The following is a 16,234-nucleotide window of genomic DNA, read 5'->3' as shown; positions in this document are numbered from 1 at the left end:
GTTTCTTTCCGCCAGCGCCAGCACCGTTTCAGCAGACCATCGAGCGGCCATGGAAATCCGTCACCAGGCGATCCTCAAGAACCGCCACGACCTGCAGGAAACCCATTTTGACTCGAAAAAGAACCGGCCTCGTTACTCCCGGTCCAGTCGCCGCCGCAACCTGAAGGCAATGTCGACCTCCAGGGGAGATTCGTCAAGCCGTAGTTGTTAGTGGTTTCGTAACCACAAGATATTGTAGGTTTGGCTGTGGATAACGGGGAAGAAAAAACGTTGAGGAATCTCAGTGATTTACGACGTCAAGTACCGGACTGCGCGAAGTTCACGCAATTGGACGGCGTTCGCGATCAGGACTGCTTCGACAGTGCGACGCCTGTAAAGCAGGGACTTTGCCTATGCTCTGAAGCATCTGTGTGACACTGGCGACAATTTCGGATTATTTTCGAGGTTGGGAAAATGCGGTTCGCTCTGTTGACAGCCGGAAATGTTCCCAAACGGCACGTCTTGCAGGGGTAAGTCCATCGCTCCGATTTCTCATCCCTCGTATTCCGCAAATGTACCGTAAACGGTTTTCGTATATCTAACCGGGATGGAAGTAGGTTTCGCAAAAAGCGAGTTCAAAAGAGGGAGCCCGTGATGTTCGGCGACGTCGTTGCGCGGCATAGTCGTCAGGCAATCTTTCGCACACTCGGGCTCGCGCTGATCTGTACCTCCGGCTCGCTCCCCGCGTTTGCCGATGCGACGCAACGACCTTCGTATCGTTGCGAATTTGCGCATACCATGGATACTGCAGTTTCGAGATCCGCCTGTAATGCTGTCCGCTCCACAGTCGAGCAGATGACGGGTCGAGGACCTGGTTATGGACAGTTCGTCTTCGAGGTAACGCGCGCTCGCACAAACAGCGTGTCTGCGAGATTGCGCTGGAAGGCAGACGGAGCTGCTGGCTGGCGTTCCGGACCGGTCGTGACGACTGTCGTCTCGGACGCGGCTTTGAATGGCGATATTCTGAAGGCATTTGCCCGGCAGCTTGTCGAGGCATCAGGATTTTGAATGGCCACAGGAAGGCCGGGGGAGAGTTGAATGGCGACTTACACGGAAGATACTGACGCAGCGGCTAGCCGTTCCACGGCCTACAAGATCGCTGCCGGCGACACGTTCACCGGCGCGCTGGCGACCGGAGATGCCGATTGGATCAAGGTCTCGCTCACGGCAGGCAAAGCCTATCAGTTCGACATGTCGGGGACGGTCGGCTGGGCCGGTCTCCAGGTCATGGACGCGGACGGCATCGCGATTGATATCGACGAGAACAGTCTCGACACGGACTTCGAGAAGTCGACGCTCAGCGTCTTTGCCGAAAAGAGTGGCACCTACTATATCCGCGTCGGCAGTCACGACGACGAATGGTCAGGCGACTATGCGCTGAAGACGACGGTTGTTACCGCTCCGAAATTCGCAAGCTACGATACGATCGCCAAGCAGTTGACCACGGATTTCTGGACCAGCGACGGCGGCACGCCCTTCAAGTTCAATATCGCGGCCGGCGGCACATTGACCGTCAACATCGGTGCGCTGACCGCCCAGGGCCAGCAGCTGGCCAAGTGGGCTCTCACTGCCTGGACGGAAGCCTTCGGCATCAAGTTCAAGTTCGTGACCGGTTCGGCACAGATCTCCTTCGACGACAAGGAGGGCGGCGCTTACGGCGGATCGACGTCGATCATCGGCGGTTTCACCACGGCGTCTTTCGTCAATGTGGCGGCAAGCTGGATCACCGACTACGGCGCGGGCGCAGACAGCTACACGATGTCCACCTATGTGCACGAGATCGGTCATGCGCTGGGGCTCGGCCATGCGGGCAACTATGACGGCAACGCCACCTGGGGCATAGACAACCGGTTCGAAAACGATTCCTCACAACTGACGGTGATGTCCTATTTCGACGATCAGGTCAGTGTCTGGGCCGGTGGCTCCGGCACCACCTCCATCACGCCGATGATGGTGGACGTCCTTGCCATCCGCAACCTCTACGGGACCACGACGATCAGTCCGGGCAACACGACCTACGACCTCAAGTCCGACTTCCTCGGCAAGGATGTCGCGATGAACCTGGTCGATACCGGCGGCAGCGATACGCTGAATTTCAGCTGGGCGTCGGGAAACCAGCGGATCGACCTAAATGCCGAGGAATTCTCGAGCGTCTCGGGCGGGATCAGCAATCTCTCGCTGTCGCGGGGCACGGTGATCGAGAACGCGATCGGCGGCAAGGGCGTGGACGTCATCGTCGGCAACGCGGTCGCCAACATCCTCGAAGGTCGGGCTGGACAAGACAAGCTGATCGGCAACGGCGGCAACGACAAGCTGATCGGTGGTACCGGAAACGATACCCTGACCGGTGGCAGCGGCAAGGACACGTTCGTCTTCAGTTCGGCGCTGAACAGCTCAACGAATGTCGATACGATCACCGACTTCTCGGTCGTGGACGATCTGATCCATCTGGAGAACGCGATCTTCACCGCCTTCACCAAGAACGGAGCGATTTCCAGCGGCAATTTCCTGAAAAGCACGTCGCCGGCGGCCAAGGACAGCAACGATTTTCTGGTCTACGAAACCGATACCGGAAATCTGTTCTACGATGCCAACGGCAGCAAGTCCGGCGGCTCGATCATGATCGCCCATCTCGATAAGAGCCTGGCGCTGAGCTATCAGGATTTCCTGATCGTCTAAAACCGGTTGCGCGAAGACAGACCGGCACGGGTGGGCCGGTCTGGACGTCGTATGGCAATTCAGCCCTTGTGGCCCTTGGCGATCGGCTCCTGGTAGGTGAAGCCCATATCCCAGGGGAAATAGATCCACGTATCCTGGCTGACCTCGGTCACGAACGTATCGATCATCGGCACGCCTGACGGCTTTGCATAGACGCAGCCAAAATGCGCCTTTGGCAGCATGGCACGCACCTCGGAGGCTGTCTTGCCGGTGTCAGTCAGGTCGTCGATCACGAGTATGCCAAGCCCACCGTCTTCGCAGAGCTCGGGCGAAATCCCTTTCAGAAGGTTCATCTCACCCTGGTTGACGTAGTCGTGGTAGGACGCGATGCAGACGGTCTCGATCAGACGGATGTTCAGCTCGCGCGAAATAATCGCCGCCGGCACAAGGCCGCCGCGCGTGATGCAGACGATGGCTCTGAAATCCTGACCCAAACCGGCGAGACGCCACGCCAGCGCGCGCGCATCACGGTGGAACTGGTCCCAGGAGACGGGGAAAGCTTTTTCGGGAAGAGACATTGGAGAGCCTTGGCTTAGATCTGCTTTGGCTCTCGCTAATAGCGGGAAACGGATGTTTCTGGCAAGGTGGGTAGGACGACTTCCGCCCGACCCTTCATCGCGACAGAAGCGTCAGCGCGGTCATTGAATCCAGAACGCTGCGTGTCGTCCCTCCGAACAGCATTTCCCACCAGCGGGAATGGCCGTAGCCACCCATGACCAGCAGATCGATACTGTTGTCCAAAAGCCGGTTTTCGATGGCTTTGGCTGGCGTCTCGCGGCTACCGATCCGCGTGGTGACAGTGACGTTGACGCCATGTCGCGCAAGACTTGTGGCAATCTCGGTTCCCGCAAACTCGGCCGTCTGGTCGCCGCGCTCCGGCGGGTCGACGACGAGCACTTCCACACTTGTGGCGGTCTTGAGGAAGGGCAGGGCGTCGAAGGTCGCGCGGGCCGCTTCCTTGGAGCCGTTCCAACCGATCAGAACACGCTCGATCGGCTTGAAGGCGGTCATCCGGTGGGGAACGAGCAACATCGGGCGACCGCTCTCGAACAGGAAGGTTTCGAGATCGGCCCGGTGATCCGAATGCGAAGGGTCGCTCTGGCTTGCAATGATGAGGTCCGCGGTCCGGGCAGTCTCCATCACCGAACTCGCGCCATATCCGGCAGAGGAGACGAAACTGCGCCATTCGCGCGACAGTCCCTCACGCGTGGACACCGTGTTGAAGATGTCGGCGACCATGGCCGTTTCCTTCTGGGCAACCTCCTGCAGGACCTGGACCGCTGCGGGATCGGGGATCTCCATTGGCGCGATCAACGGCACGGCGGCAAGCGTCTCGGCATGCACGCCAATCAGGTGGGCGGAGAACGTTTCAGCCAGGGCCGCGCCAAAATCCGCCATTTGCCGGGCGTTCTGCGGAATGTCGAGGACAGCAAGAATGGTTTTGTAAGCCATGGCGTCATCTCCCTTGTTGACCGGCGCCGGGGAGCCGAAAGCCGGTCTCTAATTGTTACGTGATGCCCAGATCGGGCTTGGTCGATCGACTTGGGGAAGGCCAGCTCGCGCAGGTCTCTCTCAGGCGTCCGCCGTCGGGTTGTCGGCAATCCGGGTGCCGTCGATATCGGCAATCATGTCCGCGACAGCCTGCGCGGCCGCGTCCAGAACCTGCGGATCGCGAGCGCGGACCACCAGCTCGGTTGAAAAGCGCTTGCCGTCATATTTTGGATAAGAGCCGATGCTGGTCTCCGGATGCGCCTTCTGCACAGCCGCAAGCGGGGTCCCGATATCGCCCTCGCCATAAGGGCAGGCAATTGCCCGCGACAGCACTTTCGAGCCCGATTTGAGCGTCGGCAGAACATTGTCCATCATCGCCTGGAACACTTGCGGTACACCGGCCATCACGTGGACATTGCCGATGACGAAGCCGGGTGCCGTCGAAACCGGATTGGCAATATGCGTGGCACCCTGCGGCATCCGCGCCATGCGTTGGCGGGCCTCGGTGAATTCCATTTCGCGGCGCTTGTACATCTCGGCGAGCAACCGCATCGCTTCCGGGTCGTGAATGCAGGGCACTTCGAATGCTTTTGAGACTGCATCCGCTGTGATGTCGTCATGGGTCGGGCCGATGCCGCCGGATGTGAAGACGTAATCGTAGCGGGCACGCAAAGCGTTCAGAGCCTCAACGATCGCGTCTTCTTCGTCGGCAACGATGCGCACTTCCTTCAGGTCGATGCCTGAAAGCGTCAGCAGGTCGGCGAGGTGGCCGATATTCTTGTCCTTGGTCCGGCCGGAAAGAAGCTCGTCGCCGATGGCGAGCATCGCCGCGCTGACGAGGGTAGGTGAGGATGACATGGTATCGGACATGGAGGCGCTCGCTTTCTCATTGCACGGGAACGTTAGCGCGCGCCGGGAAACGATTGCAATCGTTCAATCCAAAAACTGACGTGCGAATGAAACGACAAACATTCGATCGCGTTCAGCAATTGTGGACAGTCCGTGCAGAGATCGCCCTCTGGCCGGTGCTGTGACACTGCGCTAGCTAAGCCTCAAGGCCTGTTATCGGAAAGCGTCCTGCTTGCCATGATCGTGACGTGGTCCGTTGCCGCCTTGCGATCATCATTCCAGCACCTGCAAAGGAATTGAAAACAATGACAAAAGTACTGGTTCTCTACTATTCCTCGTACGGCCATATCGAGACGATGGCGTATGCTGTCGCCGAAGGCGCTCGCTCGGCCGGTGCCGAAGTGACCGTCAAGCGCGTTCCGGAACTGGTTCCTGAAGAGGTAGCCAAGGCATCGCACTTCAAGCTTGATCAGAAGGCTCCGATCGCCACACCGGACGAGCTCGCTGAATACGATGCGATCATCGTCGGTGCCGGGACCCGCTACGGTTCGGTTGCCTCGCAGATGCGCAATTTCTGGGATCAGACCGGTGGCCTGTGGTTCGCCGGCAAGCTGATCGGCAAGGTCGGCTCCGTGTTCACCTCGTCGGCCACCCAGCATGGCGGCCAGGAATCGACGATTCTCGGCTTCATCCCGACCTTCCTTCACCAGGGCATGGCCGTGGTTGGTCTGCCTTACTCCTTCCAGGGCCAGATGGGCACGGAAGAAGTCATGGGTGGCTCCCCTTACGGCGCCACGACCATCACCAACGGCGACGGCTCGCGCCAGCCTTCCGAGATTGAACTCGAAGGCGCACGCTTCCAGGGCGCCCATGTTGCAAAGACTGCAGCCAAGCTCAGCGCCTGATCTGCCCACTTCAAGTGAAAAGCGCGGGGCCTCGGCTCCGCGCTTTTTTGTTGCGCACCTGCTGCCGCCTGCAATTTCCGTCCTTGACGTCGAAGGCGAACTTCACGAAACAGGAAACCAGGCGGACGTGGCGAAATTGGTAGACGCAGCAGACTTAAAATCTGCCGACCTCAGGTCTTACGGGTTCGACCCCCGTCGTCCGCACCATCATTCTTAACCTTTCCAAATTGAATTGATCTCCTTGCCCTCTACTTCCATCAGGAGCGGTAGGAGAAAAACGTATGCTCAGGGCAATTTTGATCGTTGTGGCCGGTCTATTCGTCAGCGCGAATGCATTCGCGGCTGGCGTCGTAAAGGAAGGCCAGGTGATGGCGAGCCGGATCCTTGGCAAGAATGTCGAGTTTACGCTCTATCTTCCTCCAGGCTACGGATCCGACGAACGGCGATACCCGGTCATCTATCTGATGCACGGTGGTGGCGATGGAAAGAATCAGGACTGGTACCGGTATGGGAACGCCAACCTGATCTTCGACAAACTGATCGAAAGCGGCGAAGTACCGCCCTTCATTGCCGTGACGCCTGAGGGTCGGCGGGACGAGGAGAACAAGTTCAACACCTATTATATGAACGATGCCGACGGAAAATATCTGTGGCAGGATATGTTCGTGAAGGAATTCATTCCGCACGTTGAGGGCTCGTTCCCGGTGATCGCAGGCAAGAAGTCGCGCGGCATTCTGGGCCTTTCCATGGGTGGTTATGCAGCCATGGCCTACGCGCTGAAGTATCCGGATCTGTTTGCCGGTGCTGCAGCGCTGAGTGCTGCGTTCAGAACCGATCAGCAGATTGTAGCGATGGATCAGGCAGGCTATGACCGTCGGTACGGCAAGGCTTGGGGTGAGGGGTTGAGTGGCACGGATCGGCTGAACCAGCCTTACTACGCCAACAGCGTTCTCGATCTCGTCGACAAGACGCCTCCAGACGCAATCCGCAAAACGGAACTGTTCATCGATTGCGGATCGTCCGACAGCTTCTTCGTGGGCAATGCGGAACTGACGGTCAAGCTGCAGAAGCTCGGCGTGCCGCACCGTTTCATGGCGCGTGAAGGTGGCCACGACTGGACCTATTGGCGCTCGGGTCTGCCGGAAGCGACCCGGTTCATCGGCAAACTCCTGCATCAATAGTGCCGCGCAGAGCGCGTCGCCATTACCCGAAGATTCTGGGGCATCGATGTTTTTGTTCCCAAAAACGCGCACAGAACGGAAAGTCTGCAAAACGGCCTTGGTCTTGTTACGGCACGTGTGGCATAGCGGGTGAAATCGTGAAGAATTGGGATGTTTAGCGTGACGAAGCTCGGTGTCGACGAAGCAAAAGCCGCAATGCGGACGATCTTTCCGGAGACGCCGCTTCAGCTCAACGAACATCTGAGCCGTAAATACGGCGCAGAGATCTGGCTGAAGCGCGAGGACCTGTCTCCGGTCCGCTCCTACAAAATCCGCGGCGCCTTCAACTTTCTTCGCAAGGCGATCGCCGACGGGGCAAAGGATCGCACCTTCGTCTGTGCATCGGCAGGCAATCACGCTCAGGGCTTTGCCTTCGTGTGCCGGCATTTCGAAGTGCCGGGCGTCGTCTTCATGCCGGTAACGACGCCGCAGCAGAAGATCGACAAGACGCGGATCTTCGGCGGCCAGTACATCACCATCAAGCTCGTCGGCGACATCTTTGACCAGTGCTATGCCGCGGCCCGCGCCCATGTGGAGGAGACTGGTGGCATGATGGTGCCACCGTTCGATGCGGCTCATATCATCGAGGGGCAGGCGACAGTCGCTGCCGAAATCCTCGAGCAACTGCCGGAAGGCGCAACGCCTGATCTCGTCATCATGCCGGTCGGCGGTGGTGGACTTGCGTCAGGACTGAGCGGATATCTTTCCGACGTGGTGGCGAAGGAAAACTTTATTTTCACCGAGCCGACTGGTGCTCCAAGCCTGAAGACCAGCCTCCAGACCGGGTCGCTCGTCACACTTCCGAAGGTCGACAACTTCGTGGATGGCGCTGCGGTTGCGCGGATCGGCGAACTGAATTTCGAGATGCTGAAGGGATTTTCTCCCGATCAGGTTCTGCTCGTTCCCGAAAACGCGATCTGCGTGACGCTCACGGAGATGCTCAACCTTGAAGGCTTTGTGCTGGAGCCTGCCGGTGCTCTGTCGATCACCGCGCTCGAGATGCTCGGCCGCGAGAGGCTGGCCGGAAAGCGGGTAGTCTGCATCGTTTCCGGCGGCAACTTCGATTTCGAACGCCTTCCGGACGTCAAGGAACGGGCGATGCGTTATGCGGGGTTGAAGAAATACTTCATCCTGCGCCTTCCGCAGCGTCCGGGCGCCCTGCGAGACTTTCTCAATCTTCTCGGTCCGGAAGACGATATCGCGCGTTTCGAATACCTGAAGAAGTCGGCCCGCAACTTTGGCTCGATCCTCATCGGCATTGAAACAACCGAGTCCGGAAACTTTGCCGGTCTGCACGAGCGCTTCGAGGCGGCGGGGCTTGGTTACGAGGACATCACCGAAAACGAAATCCTTGCCAACCTGATCATCTGATTTTGTCGAAATCGCACCGGAATGGTCTTCGGATTCCGCCGGTGCCGAGCAAAGGGTAGCACTCATCCATGGCTTCGTTTCTTTCCTCTCTTCTTTCGATGTTTTCCGGCCCGAAATCCGAAACCGCGCCCGCACGGGAAGCCGAGCCGCAGATGCATGGCGAATGCCGCATCTATCCTGCACCGATCAAGGAAGGCAGCCAGTTCCGGCTTGCCGGTCGCATCGAAAAAGATGTCGCTGGCGAAACACTCGTCCGCACTTTCGTGCGGGCAGACATGTTCACCTCCGCGGAGGACGCATCCGAATATGCCGTTCGCAAGGCACAGCAGATCATCGATCAGAACGGCGCCTCGCTGTTCTCGGATGGCGCCGTTTCGCGCTCTGCCTGATTGTTCGTGGGTCCCGCGAGATCCTCTATTGCGCCGCAGCAATTTACCGGCATAACTGGTGTTGCGATTATCTAACAAAGTCATGGCTTTGGGATGTGAACGCGAGGTCCGCCAGGCTTAAAAGGCGTGATGATGCAGGTTTTGAACCTCTTTCTGTTCGTTGCAGAAGCGATCGTCTATTTCACGATCATGGCCGCCTTCCTGCATTTCAGGCGCCAGCTTGGCCTTGGCGTGTTCTTGGCTGCGCTCGGTGTGATGCACTTCATGGAGACCTACCTCGCGGCGGTCTTCTATGTCGAGCTGCCGTTCGGGCTGGTATCGCCCGGATCGTCCGTCTTCTTTGCGGGCAAGCTGATGATGATCCTCCTCTTGTACTTGAAAGAGGATGCCTCGACGGTGCGCCAGCCCATCTACGGACTGTTTCTCGGCAATCTCCTGACGGTTCTCATCGCGCAGATCCTGCAGGCGCATCCGGTCGTCACCCTTCCTGCGGGACGGCCTGCCGACATGGTCTTTCTCAACGAGATGGGCTCACTCATGGTATGGGGCACGGCGCTGCTCTATATCGACGCCATCGCCATCATTCTTCTCTATGAGCGTTTCGGCCGGATCTTCAGGCGCCATATCATCCTGCGCTTTGCCGTCAGCGGTGCGATCGTTCTAAGCTTTGACCAGCTTGCCTTCTATTCCGGACTGCGATTGCTGTTCGACGCGCCGCTTTCGGTCCTGTTCGGCGGTTGGTACGCCAAAATGCTCGCGGTGATCATCTATTCCGTGCTGCTGCTCGCCTATCTCAAGGTCGAACAGATCCCGAGGCTTGCCTTGTCGCGGCGCGAAATTGCCGACATTTTTCACGATCTGACGTTTCGCGAGCGGTATCAGGCGCTGCTTGCCACAAGCGGCGTCGATCGGTTGACCGGCGTTTTCGATCGCAACCGGCTGGAAGCCGATGCGCCGGCGATGATCAAGCAAAGTATCGACATGCGGCAGCAGCTCAGTCTCGTGATCATCGACGCAGACCGGTTCAAGGACGTGAACGATCTCTTCGGTCACATGAAGGGGGACGAGGTGCTCAAGGACGTGGCAGCGCAGCTCAAGGCCCGAACGCGGCCGCGCGATCATCTCTCGCGGTTCGGCGGCGAGGAGTTTGTGCTGATCCTGCCGAACACGAACCACGAAGGAGCCTTGGCGCTCTCCGAACGGCTTCGCCAGGATATCTGCGCGTCTGTCATCAGGCCGGACGGCAAGTGCATAACCGTATCGATCGGAGTGGCGACCACGTCTGACGATGGCGACACATTCGCCACGCTGTTCGGCGTTGCGGACCAACGCCTCTATCACGCAAAGAAAGACGGCCGGGACAATGTCCACGGCCGTCAGGGGCGTCTCGTCTCACCGACTGGTGTGGACGTCTAGGATCAGGCGGCCAGTGCAAGCTGCTGCGTGCGATCCTGTGCAGCGGCAATCGCCTTCTCATACGCTTCCGGACCGAATGCGGTACCTTCAATGTAGATCACTTCGACATCCGTCATGCCCATGAAGCCAAGAACCGTCTTGAGGTAAGGAACGGCGTGGTTCATCGCCATGGCCGGGCCTTCCGAATAGATGCCGGCGGCCGACAGAACGACATAGACCTTCTTGCCGGTCGCAAGTCCCTGCGGACCTTCGGCTGTGTAGCGGAACGTCATGCCGGCGCGGGCAACGTTGTCGATCCAGCTTTTCAGCGTCGAATAGATATTGAAATTGATCAGGCCCGTGGCAAGCACGACCGTATCGGCGGCGAGCAACTCGGCGACGAGTTCGTCGGACAGTTTCGCTGCTGCCGCTTCCTCGGAATTGCGAGCATCTGCGGGCTTGCGGATCGCAGATGTGGTCACGGTGTCGAGATGGGCGATCGGGTTCTGACCTAAATCACGGGTCACAACGGTCGCGCCCGGATGCTGGACCTTCAGCTTGTCGACAAATTCCGTCGCAATCTTTGTCGACAGCGATTCGGTGCCGCGAGGGCTGGATGTCACGAGAAGGATGGATGGCATTGCTTTGTTTCCTATGAATTTCTCGACGGTGGGAGACTGGAGGTCGCCTGTCTGGGAAGACAAATAGGAGTAGACCGCAATCGATGGAATGGAGATAATGTCGAAGCTTTCCATCTAAAATCTGGATAGGTCACATGGACGCGAATCCCACCCTCGATCAGCTGCAGGTCTTTATCGCAGTTGCCGAAAGCGGCAGTTTTTCGGCCGCCTCACGCCTGCTGAACCGGGCTCAGTCGGTTGTCAGCTACACGATTGCCAACCTCGAGACGCAGCTCGAGATTCAGTTGTTCGACCGGGCCGGGGCGCGTCAGCCAAAACTGACCGAGGCCGGGCGGGCGATGCTGATGGATGCGCGGCGGATCGTTGCCGACCTGCAGATCATGCGGTCTCGGGCAAAGAGCATCACTCAGGGATTGGAAGCCGAGATCACGCTGGCCGTCAGCGTGATGGTGCCGGCCGACGCGGTGGTAAGCCAGCTACGCGAATTCCGAGAGAAATTTCCAAGTGTCGCCCTCAACCTCAGCGTCGGGGAACTCGGCATGGTGATGGGCCAGGTCATCAGTGGACGGGCCGGCATCGGCATCGGTGGCGCTCTCCTTAAGCAGGACGATTTGCTGATTGCCGAAAGGATCGGTCATTCCTACCTCTTGCCGGTCGCAGCGCCGGACCATCCACTGGTGAAGCTCAACCGCACACTCACCCTTGCCGATGTGCGCGACGAGACGCAACTGGTCGTGACCGACGCGTCAGGCCTTACCGCAGGGCGTAACTTCAACGTCCTGTCCTACAAGATCTGGCGCATCAGTGACATCGCCACCAAGTATCAGCTGATCAAGGGTGGGCTTGGTTGGGGTGGGCTTCCAGCGTCCCTGGTGCTCGATGACATCCGCAACGGCGATCTGGTCGCGTTGGATATCGACGCTTACGAGCAGGGGCAATATCCGATCTACGCTTTGCGAAAAGCATCCAATCCGCCCGGACCCGCGGGACAGTGGTTGATCGAATCGTTTGCAGCCAAGCTGTCCTCATGTCCTAACCATGATGACCTTCCCGAACTCCTGAAGCAGGAGCCGGAAAGGACGTATTGGCAGGCTGCCGAATAACACGCGTCCTCGGCCGGACGACTGGATGGGGCGCCTCAGAGAACCAGTCTGAACTTCGCGAAACCGTTCTCGCCGTCGCCGGCATCCTCGATCTTCGTCCCCTTCAGGCTGCCGGCAAACTGGCGCGCCTTGGGTCCGGTCTCGAACAGGGCCGTGGATCCGGGCTGCGCCTTGAACGACCAGTTGTCGTCGGCCGAAGGATTGATCGTCCCTTGATCGATGATGTAGCGAACAACGACGTCGCGGTTGGTGTCGGGTGCGACGAAAATGACCTTGTCGCTGGCGATCTCCGGAAACTTGCCCCCACCGCCGGCACGGTAGTTATTGGTGACGACGACAAACTTCTGCGCCGGATCGATCGGCTTGCCGTCAAACTTCAGGTCGACGACACGGTGAGCATTCTCGTCCAGTACCTTTCCGTCCTTGTCGAAGCGCGACGGCTGGGACAGGTCGATCTGGTAGGTCACGCCATCGATCACGTCGAAATTGTAGGACGGGAAACCGGCGTTGAGCAGCGGAACATCCTTTGATCCCGGCTTGACCTGGTTGAACATGCCAGCCGACATTTCCAGCCAGTTTTTGACCTGCGCGCCCGATATCAGCACGGCCTGAACCGTGTTGGGATAGAGATAGAGATCCGCGACATTCTTGATGGCGATGTCGCCGGTCGGGACGTCGGTGAAGTAATCCGCACCGCCGCGACCGCCGGCCTTGAAGGGAGCAGCGGCGGACAGCACCGGGAGGTCCTTGTACTCGCCCTCCTTCAGCATGTCCTTGATGTACCAGGTCTGCGCATTTGAGACGATCTGCACCGACGGATCGTCAGCGACCAGCGCGAAGTAGGAATAGAGCGGCGCGGATGTCTTGCCGACCGGACGGCGGATATAGGCAAGCGTCGCCTCGTGTTCCGGCTTGATGGCCGCGGTGACCTCAGGCTTGTCCTTGACGTCGGCAACGACCTTGCGATTTTCGTCGCGGTGATAGATCGGTCTGACTTCCGAGGTGGAATCGACGATCTTCCAGCCGCTGCCATCCTTTTCGATCAACAGGTCGATCAGACCCATATGGGAGCCCCAGAACCCGGCCATGACGGCGGGCTTGCCCATCAGCGTGCCTTTCTTGGCATCGGCGCCGGCAATGCCCTCGAAATCCCTCGGGCCGGGGAAGACCAGATGCTGGTGGCCGGTGAAGATCGCATCGATACCCTCGATCCCTGCGAGATAAAGAGACGCGTTTTCCATCCGATCGCTCTGGCCGGAACCATCGATGCCGGAATGGGAGAGGGCGATGACGATGTCGGCGCCTTCCTCCTTCATGACGGGCACCCAGGCCTTGGCAGCATCGACGATATCGCGCGTCTGCGCCTTGCCCTCAAGATTCTTGCTATCCCAGGTCATGATCTGTGGCGGCACGAAGCCGATGAAGCCGACCTTGATCGGGGTCGACTGGCCGGAACCGTCGCGGATCTGCTTTTCGATGATCACGTAGGGTTTGAAGAAGAGATCGTCGTCTTTGGCGTTGGAGGCAAGCTGGCCCTTGGTCAGGTTGGCGCAGACATGCGGAAAGCCGGATCCTGCAAGAACCTTGAACAGGAAATCGAGGCCGTAGTTGAATTCGTGGTTTCCAAGCGTGCCGACGTCATATCCCAGCACGTTCATCGCAGTGATCACGGGATGCTTGTCGCCCTCCTTCATGCCACGCTCATAGGCGATGTAGTCCCCGAGCGGATTGCCCTGCAGGAAGTCGCCGTTGTCGATCAGCATCGAATTTCCGGCTTCGGCTCGAATCAAATCGATGATCGAGGCGGTACGGGCCAGTCCAAGTGTGTCGTTCGGCTTGTCGGCATAATAATCATAAGGGAAGACATGCACGTGGATGTCTGTCGTCTCCATCAGCCGCAGATGCGCCTGGTTGGCGGCCGCGCGTGCCGCAAACGGGTGGAGCATGACCAGCGCCGATGTGGCCGCAATGCCACCGAGAAGGGATCGGCGCGAGACCGCATGATTTTCGAAAAGGTCTTTGGTGAAAAGCGACATCTAATATCTCCCTCCGGATCACTGATGGAGGCGAGCTTAGGCACAATCGCCCACGGACGCATCCCTAAAATGACGGTCGGCGAAAGTTCGGTGACTGCCGGGTAATGACGCGACGGTCAATCCGGATCGGCCGCACCGCGCGCCGCAGATAGCTCGAAAAAAATCCGCCAAAAAAATCAAACGGATATGACTTAGATATATCTGGCAGCTTGCAGCGTTGAGGAAATGTGCTAGCTTTAGATATATCGAAAGATACTCTAGAGGAGAGTAAGATGTTTCAACGATTTGAAACCCACAGAAGCTGCAACGCCGATCGCTCGGGCTTCGAGGGACTATTTACCATGCGGGGCGGTCCGTTCAGCAAAGGCTTTGCGGGTAGGGGTTTTGGCGGAAAAGGCGGGCCGGGCGGTGGTCGTGGCTTCGGCGACGATGGCGAGGGACGTATCGGTCGCTTTCTGATGCAGGGCGATCTCAGACTGGTCGTCCTGGCCTTGATCGAGAAAGAAGCCCGCCACGGCTACGAGATCATAAAACATATCGAAGATATGACGTATGGTTTTTACGCACCCAGCCCCGGCGTCATCTATCCGACGCTGACCTATCTTGAGGAAGCCGGCTACGTGACGGCTGAAGCGGATGGCAACAAGAAGCGTTACACCATCACTGACGAGGGCCGTGCGCATCTCGATGAGAACCGCAGTTTCGCAACGACCATCCTCGAGCGCTTGTCCGAGCTGGCTGAAAAGATCAAGCAGAAGCAGGAACGGCACGAACACCACCGCGATCACGACAGGGGGCCACATCATGACCGCGGCCCGGCTCTGCCGCGCAGTGTGGAAGCGGCGCTTCTCAACCTGAGAGAAGTGTCGGCTCGCAGGATCGAACAAAACGACAAGGCTGCGGGCGATCTCGTGCGGCAGCTCCTCGATCTTGCCGAAAAGCTGGAGCGGGACGGCGGAGACCCGCAGGCATAAGGGGCTCCTGCTAAGCCGCGTCAATCCGGCACTGGAAACAGTTGTTGCGGGCCGAGCGAACGTGGACATAGGCGATATCGGCGCGTTGAAGCAGGTCTTCGGCGCGCCGCATGATTTCGGACGTCGGGGTCACCGCACCCGTGCCATAGACGATCCTGTTATCTTCTGCATAACCCCGGACGATGTAATCGGGACTAACCAGAATTGGCGGTAGAACCTCTTCCGCGATAAACCGTGGGCAGGGCGTCTTATGCAGGAAGATGGGACCGGTTTCGGCATAGGGCTGCGTTGTCGGAAACGGTCGATAGGCAAGAACGAACAGGCTTTCGCCCGCGTCGATATTCCTGAGGCAATGGCGGCAGGGATATCCGGGACCATCCGAGATCATGGTCTCCGGCTGGTGTCCGTAGGAATCGCTGCCTCCGTTCCATAGATGCTCTGCGTGGTCACCCGGGATCGCGTTGAAGATTGGCATGGTCGTCTCCTTTTCTATATATAGGAGATGACCCGTCGGGCTTTGAAGCGCCACCCGATCCTTGCGCGAGCTAGCTGTCCAGCACCTTTACCAGTTCCGCGCTGGTCATCGGCACGATCTCGGCCTCGTATGTCGAGACAGGCGAAAAACCCATCATCTGGTAGAGCTGCAGCGCTCGGGGATGGTCGAGCGAATTGGTGGTGACGGTGACCTTCTCCGGGTTGTTCTGCCACGCAGAATAAAGAGCTTGCGTCAGGAACCACTTGCCGATGCCGAGCCCGAGGGCCCGTTCGAACAGGCCGAAATAGGACAGCTCTACGACGTTGTCGTCAGCAGAGTTCAGCTCGTAGAAGCCGGCCGGCGATCCGTCGACCAGAAGGATCGTGATCGAACAGCGCGGGTTGTGGATCGCGGCCGCAAGCTCGGCGTCGGACAGCCGCAACCTATCGTACCAGTGCCAGCGCTTGCCGACTTGCCGGTATAGGTACCGGTAGAAATGCAACGGCACTTCGGTGGTGCGTATGATGGCGGTTTGAATGTTGGCCGGAATCGGCATGCTTGTCTTGGGCGCGGCCGTCATTTCCAGAACGGTGACGCGCGCCTTCAGCGGTACGGGCTTTTTCGCCAT

16 protein-coding genes and 1 tRNA gene are annotated in these 16,234 nt (G+C 58.7%); 10 read left to right on the top strand and 7 right to left on the bottom strand.

Features of this window, described 5'->3' with window-relative positions; genetic code table 11:
* Window positions 1-900 precede the first annotated feature (900 nt).
* Together ACQY1L_RS08205 and ACQY1L_RS08200 are read left to right on the top strand one after the other, a co-directional pair.
* Window positions 901-1,047, top strand: coding sequence for a hypothetical protein (locus ACQY1L_RS08205; protein WP_430243743.1), 147 nt, complete (start codon window positions 901-903; stop codon window positions 1,045-1,047).
* A gap of 30 nt (window positions 1,048-1,077) precedes the next feature.
* Window positions 1,078-2,718 (top strand): M10 family metallopeptidase C-terminal domain-containing protein, encoded by a 1,641-nt coding sequence (locus ACQY1L_RS08200; RefSeq protein ID WP_430243741.1) that lies wholly within the window; start codon window positions 1,078-1,080, stop codon window positions 2,716-2,718.
* Between the two features lie 59 nt (window positions 2,719-2,777).
* On the opposite strand, the gene gpt is transcribed toward ACQY1L_RS08200, so the two are convergent.
* The 3 genes from gpt to ACQY1L_RS08185 all read right to left on the bottom strand — a co-directional run bounded on the left by gpt (window position 2,778) and on the right by ACQY1L_RS08185 (window position 5,118).
* A complete protein-coding gene (gpt, locus tag ACQY1L_RS08195) occupies window positions 2,778-3,275 on the bottom strand; it encodes a xanthine phosphoribosyltransferase (protein ID WP_062457651.1) in 498 nt (165 codons plus the stop codon).
* Between the two features lie 94 nt (window positions 3,276-3,369).
* A complete protein-coding gene (locus ACQY1L_RS08190) occupies window positions 3,370-4,209 on the bottom strand; it encodes a universal stress protein (RefSeq protein WP_062580297.1) in 840 nt (279 codons plus the stop codon).
* A gap of 120 nt (window positions 4,210-4,329) precedes the next feature.
* Entirely contained in the window at window positions 4,330-5,118 is a 789-nt protein-coding gene (locus ACQY1L_RS08185; protein WP_430243738.1) for a competence/damage-inducible protein A, read from the bottom strand.
* A 284-nt stretch (window positions 5,119-5,402) separates the two neighbouring features.
* Here ACQY1L_RS08185 and wrbA point away from each other — a divergent pair, with 284 nt between their 5' ends.
* The 6 genes from wrbA (at window position 5,403) to ACQY1L_RS08155 (ending at window position 10,398) form a co-directional block, all read left to right on the top strand.
* The gene (gene wrbA / locus ACQY1L_RS08180; protein ID WP_062457641.1) at window positions 5,403-6,002 is read left to right on the top strand and encodes an NAD(P)H:quinone oxidoreductase type IV; all 600 of its coding nucleotides are present in this window, start codon (window positions 5,403-5,405) and stop codon (window positions 6,000-6,002) included.
* 121 nt (window positions 6,003-6,123) lie between these two features.
* Window positions 6,124-6,209: transfer RNA gene (locus ACQY1L_RS08175), tRNA-Leu, on the top strand.
* Between the two features lie 74 nt (window positions 6,210-6,283).
* Entirely contained in the window at window positions 6,284-7,183 is a 900-nt protein-coding gene (locus ACQY1L_RS08170) for an alpha/beta hydrolase (protein ID WP_062457640.1), read from the top strand.
* Between the two features lie 159 nt (window positions 7,184-7,342).
* On the top strand, window positions 7,343-8,593 hold the full coding sequence (ilvA, locus tag ACQY1L_RS08165; RefSeq protein ID WP_430262006.1) for a threonine ammonia-lyase: 1,251 nt from the start codon (window positions 7,343-7,345) through the stop codon (window positions 8,591-8,593).
* Window positions 8,594-8,661: 68 nt separating this feature from the next.
* Window positions 8,662-8,982, top strand: coding sequence for an HlyU family transcriptional regulator (locus ACQY1L_RS08160; protein WP_062580306.1), 321 nt, complete (start codon window positions 8,662-8,664; stop codon window positions 8,980-8,982).
* 129 nt (window positions 8,983-9,111) lie between these two features.
* Window positions 9,112-10,398 (top strand): GGDEF domain-containing protein, encoded by a 1,287-nt coding sequence (locus ACQY1L_RS08155; RefSeq protein WP_174196768.1) that lies wholly within the window; start codon window positions 9,112-9,114, stop codon window positions 10,396-10,398.
* 2 nt (window positions 10,399-10,400) lie between these two features.
* Here ACQY1L_RS08155 and ACQY1L_RS08150 read toward each other — a convergent pair whose 3' ends face one another.
* The gene (locus ACQY1L_RS08150) at window positions 10,401-11,018 is read right to left on the bottom strand and encodes an FMN-dependent NADH-azoreductase (RefSeq protein WP_062458121.1); all 618 of its coding nucleotides are present in this window, start codon (window positions 11,016-11,018) and stop codon (window positions 10,401-10,403) included.
* A 134-nt stretch (window positions 11,019-11,152) separates the two neighbouring features.
* Here ACQY1L_RS08150 and ACQY1L_RS08145 point away from each other — a divergent pair, with 134 nt between their 5' ends.
* Entirely contained in the window at window positions 11,153-12,121 is a 969-nt protein-coding gene (locus ACQY1L_RS08145) for a LysR family transcriptional regulator (RefSeq protein ID WP_430243732.1), read from the top strand.
* 35 nt (window positions 12,122-12,156) lie between these two features.
* Here ACQY1L_RS08145 and ACQY1L_RS08140 read toward each other — a convergent pair whose 3' ends face one another.
* A complete protein-coding gene (locus tag ACQY1L_RS08140; RefSeq protein ID WP_430243730.1) occupies window positions 12,157-14,157 on the bottom strand; it encodes a bifunctional 2',3'-cyclic-nucleotide 2'-phosphodiesterase/3'-nucleotidase in 2,001 nt (666 codons plus the stop codon).
* Between the two features lie 272 nt (window positions 14,158-14,429).
* Here ACQY1L_RS08140 and ACQY1L_RS08135 point away from each other — a divergent pair, with 272 nt between their 5' ends.
* Window positions 14,430-15,131, top strand: coding sequence for a PadR family transcriptional regulator (locus ACQY1L_RS08135; protein ID WP_430243728.1), 702 nt, complete (start codon window positions 14,430-14,432; stop codon window positions 15,129-15,131).
* Window positions 15,132-15,141: 10 nt separating this feature from the next.
* Here the strand turns inward: ACQY1L_RS08135 and ACQY1L_RS08130 are convergent, their stop codons facing one another.
* Entirely contained in the window at window positions 15,142-15,606 is a 465-nt protein-coding gene (locus ACQY1L_RS08130; RefSeq protein ID WP_092662080.1) for a DUF1203 domain-containing protein, read from the bottom strand.
* A gap of 70 nt (window positions 15,607-15,676) precedes the next feature.
* On the bottom strand, window positions 15,677-16,234 hold the full coding sequence (locus tag ACQY1L_RS08125) for a GNAT family N-acetyltransferase (RefSeq protein WP_430243726.1): 558 nt from the start codon (window positions 16,232-16,234) through the stop codon (window positions 15,677-15,679).

Origin of the sequence: Neorhizobium sp. DAR64862/K0K3 (assembly GCF_050500185.1) — a bacterium.
Lineage (GTDB): Bacteria > Pseudomonadota > Alphaproteobacteria > Rhizobiales > Rhizobiaceae > Neorhizobium > Neorhizobium soli.
Note: the sequence above shows the minus strand (reverse complement) of the source record. Positions and strands in the feature narration are given on the sequence as shown.